Source organism: Herbaspirillum sp. CF444 (assembly GCF_000282135.1).
GTDB lineage: Bacteria > Pseudomonadota > Gammaproteobacteria > Burkholderiales > Burkholderiaceae_D > Herbaspirillum.
In genome coordinates this window covers 18,139-30,373 of the sequence record NZ_AKJW01000020.1, presented here as the reverse complement: position 1 = coordinate 30,373, position 12,235 = coordinate 18,139, and the positions used below count along the sequence as shown (strand labels likewise).

Annotated in this window: 8 protein-coding genes; 4 read left to right on the top strand and 4 right to left on the bottom strand. The window is 60.9% G+C overall.

The features are described 5' to 3' along the window. Nucleotides 1-66 precede the first annotated feature (66 nt). Genes PMI16_RS05385 through PMI16_RS05375 form a run of 3 tightly spaced genes read right to left on the bottom strand, consistent with a single transcriptional unit; the run spans nt 67 to nt 4,341 of the window. On the bottom strand, nt 67-1,605 hold the full coding sequence (locus tag PMI16_RS05385; RefSeq protein WP_007877202.1) for a DHA2 family efflux MFS transporter permease subunit: 1,539 nt from the start codon (nt 1,603-1,605) through the stop codon (nt 67-69). A gap of 13 nt (nt 1,606-1,618) precedes the next feature. After that, nucleotides 1,619-2,854, bottom strand: a complete 1,236-nt coding sequence (locus PMI16_RS05380; protein ID WP_007877201.1) for an HlyD family efflux transporter periplasmic adaptor subunit — start codon at nt 2,852-2,854, stop codon at nt 1,619-1,621. A 29-nt stretch (nt 2,855-2,883) separates the two neighbouring features. After that, the gene (locus PMI16_RS05375; protein WP_007877198.1) at nt 2,884-4,341 is read right to left on the bottom strand and encodes an efflux transporter outer membrane subunit; all 1,458 of its coding nucleotides are present in this window, start codon (nt 4,339-4,341) and stop codon (nt 2,884-2,886) included. 203 nt (nt 4,342-4,544) lie between these two features. Between PMI16_RS05375 and PMI16_RS05370 the strand changes: the two genes are divergently transcribed. The 4 genes from PMI16_RS05370 (at nt 4,545) to PMI16_RS05355 (ending at nt 10,844) form a co-directional block, all read left to right on the top strand. Next, entirely contained in the window at nt 4,545-5,165 is a 621-nt protein-coding gene (locus PMI16_RS05370; protein WP_007877196.1) for a TetR/AcrR family transcriptional regulator, read from the top strand. Between the two features lie 310 nt (nt 5,166-5,475). Then, nucleotides 5,476-7,029: a methyl-accepting chemotaxis protein gene (locus tag PMI16_RS05365; RefSeq protein ID WP_007877194.1), complete on the top strand. Its 1,554-nt coding sequence runs from the start codon at nt 5,476-5,478 to the stop codon at nt 7,027-7,029. A 525-nt stretch (nt 7,030-7,554) separates the two neighbouring features. Beyond that, nucleotides 7,555-9,804, top strand: coding sequence for a putative bifunctional diguanylate cyclase/phosphodiesterase (locus PMI16_RS05360; protein ID WP_007877191.1), 2,250 nt, complete (start codon nt 7,555-7,557; stop codon nt 9,802-9,804). A 101-nt stretch (nt 9,805-9,905) separates the two neighbouring features. Continuing rightward, entirely contained in the window at nt 9,906-10,844 is a 939-nt protein-coding gene (locus PMI16_RS05355) for a dihydrodipicolinate synthase family protein (RefSeq protein WP_007877190.1), read from the top strand. Nucleotides 10,845-10,856: 12 nt separating this feature from the next. Here the strand turns inward: PMI16_RS05355 and PMI16_RS05350 are convergent, their stop codons facing one another. Continuing rightward, nucleotides 10,857-11,804, bottom strand: coding sequence for a TIGR03571 family LLM class oxidoreductase (locus PMI16_RS05350; RefSeq protein ID WP_034379327.1), 948 nt, complete (start codon nt 11,802-11,804; stop codon nt 10,857-10,859). Nucleotides 11,805-12,235: the final 431 nt, after the last annotated feature.

Below are 12,235 nucleotides of genomic sequence, written 5' to 3'. Positions count from 1 at the left end.
AGCAGGCATGAAAAACGGGACCCGCGGGTCCCGTTTTCTTTTTGGCCAAGTACCGTCAATGCGCGGTCAATGCGCCGCCGAAGTATCCGCCACCCGCGTCGGTTTCGGCGCAAACCACACCGCCGTCGCCGCCAGCCCGAATGAGATCGCCGCCATCATGAAGATATGATTGGTCGACAGCATGATGCTTTGCGATTGCAAGGTCTGCTCGATGCTGGCGCGCGCCTGGTCCAGCGACATGCCGGCCTGCGTCAGCGCATTGACCGCATCGCCGAACTGGTCGACCAGGCCGGACAACTCGGCGTGATAGTAGATCGACTTGTTTTCCCAGCTGGTGTTGACCAGCGAAGTAGCGATCGCGCCCGACATGGTGCGGCAGAAGCTCATCAGACCTGCCGCCGACGCCATCTCCGACTCATCCACGCTGGCCAGCGCCAGTCCGGTCAGCGGCACGAAGAACAACGGCAAACCGATGCCTTGCAGCAGCAGCGGCCAGCCGATCTGGAAGTTGGTCATGTCGGAGGTGTTGAAGCTGCGGAACAGCGTCACCGCACCCAGCCACATCACGCCGATGAAGACCAGCTTGCGCGGATCGACCTTGGTCGACATCTTTGCCACGAAGGGCGCCGTCATCACCGCGAGGATGCCGCTCATCGCCGTGGTTTCGCCCGAATGCGTCGCCGTGTAGCCCATATAGCCTTGCAGCCACAAAGGCGTCAGCACCGTGGCGCCGAAGAAGGCGCCGAAGGCGAGGCAGATGGTCGTCACGCTGGCGGAATAGCCGCGATGGCGGAACACCCGCAGGTCGACAATCGGATTGCGCTCGGTCAGCTCCCAGATCATGAAGGCGATAAAACCGGCAACCGCCACCAGCGCCAGGATGATGATTTCGTTGGACGCGAACCAGTCTTTTTCCTTGCCTTCGTCGAGCATCAGTTGCAAGGCGGCGACCCAGACGATCATCAGGATCAGGCCGATCCTGTCGATGGGCAGCTTCAGCAACGGCGATTCGTAGCGCTTGAGCATCTTCCAGCCCATGTAGCCGCACAGCAGCGCCACCGGCACGTTGATGAAGAAGATGTAGGGCCAGCTGTATTGATCGCACAGCACGCCGCCGAGGATCGGTCCGGCAATCGGCGCGATCAGCGTGGTCATGGCCCACAAGCCGACCGCGGCGGGCGCTTTCTCCTTGGGGAAAATGCGCAGCAGCAGGGTTTGCGACAAGGGCATCAGCGGACCGCCGGCCAGGCCTTGCAACACGCGGAAGGCGATCAGCATGCCGAGCGAATTGGCCAGGCCGCACAGCGCGGAGAACAGGCCGAACAGGATCATCGAGGTGATGAATACGCGCACCGTGCCGAAGCGGTTGGCGAGCCAGCCGGTCAGCGGCACGGTGATCGCTTCCGCCACCGCGTAGGAAGTAATGACGTAGGTGCCCTGGCTCGACGAGGCGCCGAGCGCTCCCGAGATCGTCGACACCGAGACGTTGGCGATCGTGGTGTCGAGCACCGCGATGAAGTTGGCGGCCGCCAGCAGCAAGCCGGCGCCGACCAGCTGCGCGCCCTCCAGCGGCTTCATGGCCGCGTCGGAAAAGTTGGATGACATGATGGGCGCCTGATTACAGAGTCGATGCGTTGGCCGCTTTATTTTCGCCAACAGTCAATGCGCCGTTGGAGGTCATTGCCGTGTTGCCGGCATTGCCGCTACCGCTCTTGCCGCGCGTATCGATGGAGACGTCCATCGACAGGCCCACGCTCAGCGGCTGCGCCACCAGTTCCTTGCTGTCGATGGAGATGCGCACCGGCAGGCGTTGTACGACCTTGATCCAGTTGCCGGTGGCGTTCTGCGCCGGGATGACCGCAAAGGCCGAACCGGTACCGCCGGCCACGCCGATGACGGTGCCGTGGTATTCCACCGCGCTGCCGTAGATGTCGGCCTTCATGGTGACCGGTTGACCCAGGCGTACCTGCGCCAGCTGGCCTTCCTTGAAATTGGCGTCAACGTGCATCAAACGCGTCGGCACCACGGACAGCAGGGCGGTGCCGGCTTGCACGCGTTGACCGACCTGTACCTGACGGCGGGCGACGACGCCGTCCACCGGCGCGCGCAGCACGGTGCGTTCCAGATCGAGTCTTGCCTGGTCGCGCTTGGCGCGCGCCAGCGTGACTTCCGGATTGCTGTCGACGGTGGTGTTGGCGGTCAGCACGGTGCTGGCCTTTTGCGCGCCGATGGTGGCGTTGCGGTTGGCGTCGGCCTGGATGCGGCCGGCTTCGGCGGCTTTCAGGTTGGCCTGCATGGTCAGCACGGTGGTGCGGGCATTGGTCAGTTCTTCGCCCGAGACCGAACCGGATTTTTCCAGCGCTTCGCGGCGACGCAGATCCAGTTCGGCGCGTTGCAGGTCGGCTTGCGCGGACAGCAGTTGCGCGGCCGAGCGTTTCTGTTCGGCTTCGCGCGCCTGAACCTGCGCCACGAAACCTGTGTCGTTGGCGAAGTAGCCTTGCACGCGGCGCTCGGCGCGGCTCAGGTCGGCTTCGGCCTGCGCCAGCGCGAGGACGGCATCGCGCTTGTCGATGACGACCAGCACGTCGCCTTGCCTGACGTATTGGGTGTCGACGACTTTGACTTCCGAGACGATGCCGTTGACGGCAGGCGTCACTTGCGACACTTCGACGGCGGTGTAGGCGTTGTCGGTGGTGACGTAGCGCGAGCCGATGAAATACCAGTAAGTGCCGTAGCCGATGGCGGCGACGGCGACCACGCCGGCAAAAATGGCGAACATCTTTTTGCGCTTTCCCGGCGCCTTGTCGGTGGTGGCGACGATGGTTTGAATTGCTTGGGAATCACTGTGTGACATGACGGTTCCTTGTATCTTGTTGAATTTGATTAGCTGGCGTTCTGATAGCCGCCGCCGAGTGCGCGCACCATCGAGACGTCGAGGGCGAACATGCGTGAACGCAGGGTCGACAGTTCGCGCAGATTGGTCAGCAGCGCATCTTGCGCATTGAGCACGTCGAGGTAATTGGTGAGGCCGCCTTCGTAGCGATTGCGCACGATGCGATAGGCTTCTTCGGCGGCGTGCGCGGCTTCTTCGGTCTTGTTCAGGCGACCGCTGAGCGCCTTCTCGCTGACGGCGACGTCGGCGACATCCTGCAGGGCTTGCGTGACCGCGCTGTCGTAATTGGCGACGGCTTCGTCATAGCTGGCGCTGGCCGAACGGAACTGTCCGCGCAGACGGCCGCCTTCAAAAATCGGCAGCGAGATCGCCGGGCCGAAGCTGCCGATGCTCGAACCGGATTGCGTCAGCAGGTTGGTGCCCAGCGACTGGAAGCCGAAGTAAGCGCTCAGATTGACGTTGGGATAAAACTGCGCGCGCGCCACCTTGATCTGCTTGGCGGCCGATTCGGCGCGCAGACGTGCAGCGACGATGTCGGGACGGCGCCCCAGCAATTCGGCCGGCAATTCTTTCGGCAGGTTGAACGGCTTGGACATGTCGATCACCGGGCGCGCCAGTTGCAGGCCGCGATCCGGACCGGCGCCGGCCAGCGCCGCCAGCTTGTTGCGTTGGAGCGCAATCGATTCGTCCAGGCTCAGCAGATCGGCTTCGGCCAGGGCGCGGCGGGCGGTCACTTGTTTGACGCTGCCTTCGGTTTCCAGGCCGTTGAGGCGACGCTGCCGGAACAGGTTTTCGGTTTCCACGCGGACTTGCAAAGCAGCTTCGGAGGTGTCGCGTTGGCTGAACAGGCGTTCCAGTTCGGCATAGGCCGCGGCAATCGAGGTCGACAGCGTGATGCGCGCCTGTGCGGCATCGGCGCGCGCGGCTTCCAGCTCGGAAGTGGCGGCGGCGAGTGCGGCGCGGTTTTTGCCCCAGAAGTCGATTTCGTAGCTGAAGTCGAGCGTGGCGCGTGTTTCGTTGTTGTACCCGCGCGGCACGAAGTCGGGCGGCACGCCGTTGTTATAGCTTTGTTTCATGCGGTCCAGCGAGGCGTTCGCGCTGACCTGCGGCAGCAAAGCTGCGCCTTGCTGCTGCGCTGCGCCTTCGGCCTTCAGCAGGCGCGCTCGCGCCACGGCCATGGACGGCGCACCGTGCAAAGCCTCGCCGATCAGCGTGTTGAGCTGCTTGTCGCCGTAGGCCGTCCACCAGTTGTCGTCGGGCCAGGCGACCGCCGTACCTGCCAGCGATTGCGACGATTGATAGGCGTCTGCCGCCTTGGGTTCGGCGCGCGGGCCGAGGTCGGAAAACTGCGCGCAACCGGCCAGCGTCAGCGCCGCCATCGCCAGTGCGGACAAGGTCGGCAACGAACGCCGACGGTTTTTCCTGAAGGAAACGGATTGAACTTCCATGATGTAAATCCACTCATAATTAAACTGTACAGTTCAGTATAGTATTGACTTTTAACGAGCGTCAAGCAAAACTAGGCGAAAATACCGGGGCAAATGTTGCAGTCGCAAAAAAAAGCAACAGCCTCCGGGGAAACCAGGTGGGAGGCGGTCAAGGTCGAGGCAATAGCCGAGATTGCCGTCCAGCCATACAGACAAAGATTTACATGCGCAAGAAAAGTGAAGAACGGCGCCAGGCCATCATCGATGTCGCGGCGGAATTGTTTAACGAGATAGGATTCGACCGCGCGTCGATGGCCGAGATTTCTGCGCGCCTGGGCGGCTCGAAGGCGACGCTGTACAACTATTTTTCATCGAAGGAAGAGATCTTTCTGGCGGTCATGAAGCAGCAGGCCGGCATGCAGTTCGAGTCGCTGTTCGCCATCCTTGCAGAAGACAGCAAGGGCCCCGATCAGGCGCGCGCGACGCTGAAACTGTTTGCCAACAAATACCTGCATCTGGTGTTGTCGCCGGAAGTGATCGCGGTCCGGCGCCTGCTGTACTACAACGCGGAGCGCTCCGAGCTGGGTTGCATGTATTACGAAAACGGCCCGAGGCGCGGCTGGCTCGCCATTGCCGATTTCATGAAACGCGCCATGGAAAAAGGCATCTTTCGCGAAGCCGACCCATGGCTGGCCGGCATTCAGTTCCGCGTGCTGATCGAGGCCGAATGGGCCGAGGGGCGTATCCTCAACGTGATCACGTCGTTGCCGCCGGCCAAGGTCAAAGAGTCGGTCGAGCGCGCCCTCGATGCGTTTTATCGCATTTACGCCGCCGGGCCGGCCTGAACCGGAGCGGCGGCGCCGTCAGGAACCCGTCAGGCGCAAAGTCCGGCATTGCGTCACATCCCGATCACATTGCCATGTGAAAATTGGCGGCAGACATCTCCAGCAGGCCCGGCAGGGCACCGCTTCAGGACATTCCCGTCACTACAAATGGGTAGTAAACAACCTCCTTCTTCCATGATGAAGAAGGGGGCAGGGTGCGTACCATTCACGGGATACTGGTGCCGACTGTGCCGCGGTCCTAGATAAAACGTCAAACCAAAATAAAACGTCAAACAAACAGCAATTCATATCTTCACCTAAGGCAATCATCATGACCTGGTTCTATAACCTGAACATAGCCAAAAAACTGATCCTCTCCTTTCTCGCCGTCATTGTTCTTACCGCATCGCTCGGTATTTTTTCCATCGTCGAGCTGGTCAAGGTCAATCAGGCGTCCACCGAAATCGCGACCAACTGGATGCCGAGCATCAAGGTCGGCCTGCAATTGCAGACATCGATGGCGCGCTTTCGCATTTCCGAATTGCAGCACATCATTGCGACGGAAGAGAAGGATTACGAAGATGCCGAAAAGGCAATGAAGACGCGCATGGAGATCATCAACAAGGACCTCAAGAGCTATGAGGGCATGATTTCCGAACCGGAAGAGCGCGTGCAATATCCGCAATTCCAGCAGACCATGCAAAAGTATCTGGCGGAAAATAAGAAGATCCTGGCGCTGTCGCGCGCCAACCAGAAAGACGAAGCGCGGGCGCAGTACAAGGGCGAGTCGAACAAGCTGTTCCGCCAGGCCGTCGAACAGCTCGGCGGTCTCGTCAAGATCAACGAAGACGGGACGACGCGTTCCAACAATGAGGCAGACAAGGTTTTCAACGTGGCGCGCGGCTGGATTCTCGGCCTGCTGATCTCCATCGTGATCATCGCTTTGGGACTGGCCATCTGGGTTGCACGCATCGTGTCGGTGCCGCTCAACAAGGCGGTGGATATTGCGCAGCGCGTCGCCGAAGGCGACCTGGGCGCCGATATCCGTTCCGAAAGCAAAGATGAGACCGGCCGCCTGATGGAAGCCTTGCGCGCCATGAACGACAGCCTGCTGAAGATCGTTGGCGAAGTTCGCATCGGCACCGACACGATTGCCACTGCTTCCACGCAAATCGCCAGCGGCAACATGGATCTGTCCTCGCGCACCGAACAGCAAGCCGGCTCGCTGGAAGAAACCGCCTCGGCCATGGAAGAGCTGACCTCGACCGTGAAGCAAAACGCCGACAACGCGCGCCAGGCCAATCAACTGGCCGTGTCGGCGTCGGAAGTCGCGCAGCAGGGCGGCGATGTCGTCGGGCAGGTGGTGGATACGATGGGCTCGATCAACGACTCGTCGCGCAAGATCGTCGACATCATCAGCGTGATCGACGGCATCGCCTTCCAGACCAACATCCTGGCCTTGAACGCTGCAGTGGAAGCTGCGCGCGCCGGCGAACAGGGGCGCGGTTTCGCGGTGGTCGCGTCCGAAGTGCGCAGCCTGGCGCAACGTTCTTCCGCCGCCGCGAAAGAAATCAAGGCGCTGATCGACGACTCGGTGTCGAAAGTCGATGTCGGCAGCAAACTGGTGGTGCAGGCAGGCGCAACCATGACCGAAGTCGTTGCCAGCGTGCGTCGCGTGACCGACATCGTCGGCGAAATCAGCGCCGCCAGCACCGAACAAAGCACCGGCATCGAAGAAGTCAATCGCGCCATCACGCAGATGGACGAAACCACGCAGCAAAACGCCGCGCTGGTGGAAGAAGCCGCCGCCGCCGCACAGTCCCTGCAAGAGCAGGCGAGCAAACTGACGCAGGTGGTCAGCGTGTTCAAGCTGTCCCGGCGTTAATCCCGGCGTTCAGCCAGGCAGCACAAGGGGAATCCGGCCATCGGATTTCCCGGAGAAGAAACCGCGATGCAGATCGAATCTGCCCGCGGTTTTTTTGTCCGTGCACCTGCGGCGATACGCTCAGCAATGTAAATAATGCAAGTCCATCGGCAGCAACCGGCGGGTTTTTTATTGACAGCCATGCAACATCGGCCTGCGCATTGTCGGCGACCTCTTTCCATATGCGAGCCGTCATATAAAAATCCGGTGCCGCCGATACTGATTGTTATTGCTTAATGGAAATTGTTTGTGAGACTATGCGAAGCGGAATGAAAGCTTGTTACTAATTAACTTCGTAACCGGGTTATAGCCAGCGAATCACCGGTGCGGCACGCGGCAAGAGCCGGCGACATGCGACCAGCGTGCCGCGATGGCATGCCGCCATGACGAAAATATCCCCCTCGTCTGCCGGCAACGCAATGCGACTTGAATGCCGTTAACGGCAGCGGCAGTCCGCAAACGCCCAAACTCACCAAGAAAAATACAATGTTCCAGTGGCTACTGCTTAAAGAAAATGCGCTGAGCGCAGCGGAGAACACGGTCTGGAAAGAGAGCGCGCTGCGCATCATCCTGGTGTCGGGCCTGCTGCTTGAATTCGGCATCGGCCTGCTCAGCGCCATCGATGCCGTCAAGGTCGGCGCTTATTACATCGTCGTGATCGTGACCGGTTTTTTCCTCGCGTTGTCGCTGGCGGTATTCGCTTCCGTGCGCCGACCGGTGATCGGCAGCGCCATGCTGATCGCGACGATTTATGCGGCGGCGTTCTGCATCGTCTATTTCATCAACGACGCCGAGATCGCCAAGCTGGGCATCATGTTCGTCTATACCGCACCGCTGATCGCGCGCATCTTCTTCGGCTCCCGCCTGGCGCTGGTGCTGATGGCGGTCAATGTGTTTCCGTTCATGCTGCTGCTTCGCAACGAGCCGCTGCCGAGCTATCCGGGCCTGGTGACGCCATTGGCCAATGCGCATGCCTACATCCAGGCCTTGCTGTTCCTGTTCTTCAACATCTGCGTGCCGCTGGGCGTGTTTCGCCTGTTGCATGCGCTTGACGCGGCGATCAGGCGCCACCGCACGGCCAGCAGCGAGCTGGAAAGCAGCCATGCGCAATATCAGGAAATCTTCGAAAACGCCGGCGGCGCGATTCTGTTGTGCGACGCCCAGGCGCGCATCCTCAAAGCCAATTCGCTGGCCGACGCCATCATCGGCCGCCAGGACAGGAAGAGCGCAAGCCTGTTCGCGCTGCTGGCGCACAAGTGCAAGGACAGAGAGGAAAAGACCGCCGATATTCTCGCGCTCAAACCGGGGCAGGAATTCGAGACGCGGGACGGCCGGCTCATCTCGATAGAAACCATCTCGCCGACGTCGGAGAACCACTACATCGTCCTGCTGCGCGACATCTCGCAGATGCGCCGCATCCAGGAAGCGCTGACCCGCAGCAAGGAACGCGAATCCTTCCTCAGCAGCCACGACCAGCTCACCCATTTGCCTAATCGCGACCTGATGCTGCAGCAGCTGGGGACAGCCCTGAGCACCATGCCGCCGCGCCGCCAGCTGGCGTTGATCATCATCCGGCTCGACAGCATCAAATACGTCAACGACGCGCATGGCAACGCGGCGGGCGATGACCTGATCGTGGCTTTTGCCGATGTGCTCCGGCGCCTGCTGCCGGACGCCAGTCTGTGCGGCCGGTTGCGCAGCGTGGTGTTCGGCTTCACGATCGAAAGCACGCATGGCCGTCGCGACGCCATTCCGCAGATCGAACATATCCGCCGCAGTTTGCCCGAAGAGTTGGTGATCAACGGCGAGCGTCAGCCGGTGCAGATTTCGATGGCCGTGGCGTTCTCGCGTCCCGGCGAAACCAGCGGCGACGAGCTGCTTCAGCGCGGCAAGCTGGCGCTGGATACGGCGCGCCGATCCGGCGGTCAGAACGTCGCCGTGTTCGACGACGAAGCCGCCGCGCAAATCCGTCGCCGCCTCAATATCGAACAGGCCATCCTCATGGCCTTGCGCGAGAACGAACTGCGTCTGGTGTATCAACCCAAGGTGACGCGCGACGGCGAGATCGTCGGTCTCGAGGCGCTGATACGCTGGCGCTCGCCGACGCTGGGCGACGTATCGCCGGCCGAATTCATCCCCGTGGCGGAGAGCAGCGGCGCGATCCATTTCATCACGGCGTTCGTGGTCGACAGCGTCTGCACTTATATTCGCCAGACGCTGGATGCGGGCGATCGTTGCCTGCCGATCGCCATCAACCTGTCGGCCATCGACATCGTGCGCGCCGATCTGCTCGACCTGGTCAACGCCTCCTGCCTGAAGCACCGCGTCAGTTCCGACTATCTGGAGTTCGAAATCACCGAGACCGGCCTGGTCGGCAACGAAAACCTGGCCATCAGCCATCTCGAGGCGCTCAATGCGAAAGGTTACGGCATTACCATCGACGATTTCGGCACCGGCTACTCTTCTTTGCAGAAGCTGAGTCGCTTTCCGACGAAAAGTATTAAGATAGACCAGTCCTTCGTGGCGCAAATCGGGATCAGCGAGAAGAGCGAGCTGATTATCCGCGCGGTGGTGTCGCTGGCGAAAATCCTTTCCTGCACGACCGTCGCCGAAGGCGTGGAAACCCTGGTGCAGGAGAAATTTCTCAAGGCCATCGGATGCCAGTTCTTCCAGGGGTTCTATTACTATCCGCCGATGGAGTTTCAGCAAGTCAATCAGTTGCTGAAAGGTCGTTGACGCTTTGCTCCATCGTCCGCCTTGGTTCGCCTTGGGATCGACGCCGCAAAGGCAACGTCATCAAGCGGCCGTCCGCATCATCAAGAGAGGGACACACGATCATGAGCAAAAACAAGAATGCGCGCACGCCGGTTTATCGCGGCGTTTTTCCCGTGGCGCCGACCATCTTCGACGACCACGGCGACATCGATCTCGAGGGACAGCGCCGCTGCATCGATTTCATGATCGATGCCGGTTCCGACGGCATCTGCATTCTGGCCAATTTCTCCGAACAATTTGCGCTGACCGACGACGAGCGCAATGCGCTCATCAGCACGGTGCTGGATCACGTCGACGGACGCGTGCCGGTGATCGTCACCACCACGCATTTCAGTTCGCGCATCTGCGCCCAGCGCAGCCGCATCGCCCAGGACGCCGGCGCGGCGATGGTCATGATCATGCCGCCGTACCACGGTGCGACGATTCGCATCGGCGAGGCCGGCATTGTCGATTTCTTCAAGACGGTATCGGATGCGATCGGCATTCCGATCATGATCCAGGATGCGCCGGTCAGCGGCACCACGCTGTCGCCGTCGCTGCTGGTGCGCATGGCGCAAGAGATCTCCAATGTCTCTTACTTCAAGATCGAAGTGCCGCAGGCGGCCAACAAGCTGCGCGAAATCATTGCGCTTGGCGGCGACGCGATCATCGGTCCGTGGGACGGCGAAGAGGCGATCACGCTGATGGCCGACCTGGATGCCGGTGCGACCGGCGCGATGACCGGCGGCGGTTATCCGGACGGCATTCGTCGCATCCTCGATGCCTACTTTGCCGGCGATGCCGAACTGGCGGCGCAGCATTATCAGCAATGGCTGCCGCTGATCAATTACGAAAACCGCCAGGGCGGCCTGGCTTCCTGCAAGGCGCTGATGAAAGAAGGCGGCATCATCAAATCGGACGCCGTGCGTCATCCGTTGCCGGCGATGCATCCGGCCACGCGCGAAGGCCTGATCAGGATCGCGCGCCGTCTCGATCCGCTGGTGCTGCGCTGGGGTAAATAAGCATCCCGCCGGTCATCCCAATTGCGGGATGACCTCGCGGCCGATTTCATCCATCACATCGCGGCGCGGCCGTCCCTGGCGCGCCAGATTCAACAGTACGTGGCCGACGCCGTAGCCGTGCAGTCTCCGCAGATACTCGAGCAAGGCATGGCGGCCGCCGCGCATGCCCAGCGTGATCGGTTCGGAGGGGGCGTCCGGATCGTCCAGCAAATCCAGGTTCAACGACTGGATGAAGGGTTTGGCTGCGCCGGCTGCACGTTGCGCCAGCGCTTGTTGCCACAATCCGATGCGTCCCTGCTGCCGTTGTTCTTCGCGATGGTAGGAGGCCCAGCCGTCGGCGTTGGCGGCAATCCATTGCAAGGACTGCCGCGCCGAGCCGACCGCCAGCATGGCGATGCGCTGCGCAGGCTGCGGCAGCACCTGATAACCGCCGGTGGCGCGCATCAGCTGCTGTCGTGCCGCTTCATTCGGCGCATCGTCCAGCGCATCATTCAGCACAGCATGCACGACTTCCCAATGCGCGCGAAAACGCTCGCCGCCTTGTTCCGCCGTCATGCCGAATGCGGCAAATTCCTCTGCGCGATCGCCCGATCCGACGCCGAGCAAAAAGCGGCCGCCGGATAAGCGGTCCAGGGTCAGCGCGCTCTTGGCCAGCAGCAGTGGATGACGCAAGGGCAGCACTGCGGCGGCGGTGCCGACGGCGATCGTGCTGGTGGCGCCTGCGAGCATGCCCAGCCAGAGAAAAGGATCGTCCAGTGCACTGACTTCACCGGCCTGGGGAATCATCAGCGGTACGTCGCGCGTCCACAGCGCGGCGAAGCCGCAGGCTTCGGCACGACGGGCGAGTTCTTTCTCCGTGACGGGATCGGCGAGCACGCCGGCAGGAGGGATGAGCGGCGTCATCAGACCGAGCGTCAGGCGGTCGTCGGGGAATACCTGTGAATAAGCTTGATTGAACATGCGCGCAATTCTGTCGGGGATCATCGGATGCGCTCATTGTCCTTGATTGCGCGGGAATCGGCAGGCGCATGGAGGGCGGATATTCCGGCCGTCTTGTCGGATAAAAAGCGTCAATGGAATAGGTAGGTACTTTCATATTTGACGTCGCACCGATCGACACGAATCTGGCCGTCGCGTGACTTTGATTCATGATAAACGCGTGACTCGATCGGATATTTTCCACCATCTTGTAAAGAAATTCCGCGTTGCCCGTCTTGCAAGATCGACAGCATGCGCCGCGCAAGTGCAGCATGCATCCCCATATCAGCTTGTTGAATACCTGATATGCGTTAATTAAATTACGGCAAGTCCTTCCTTTCTGTTTCTTTGCAGCTATATTTCCCTCACGAAGAAAAATTTTGCAGTGCATCATTTTGGTTTTTTACGAAATG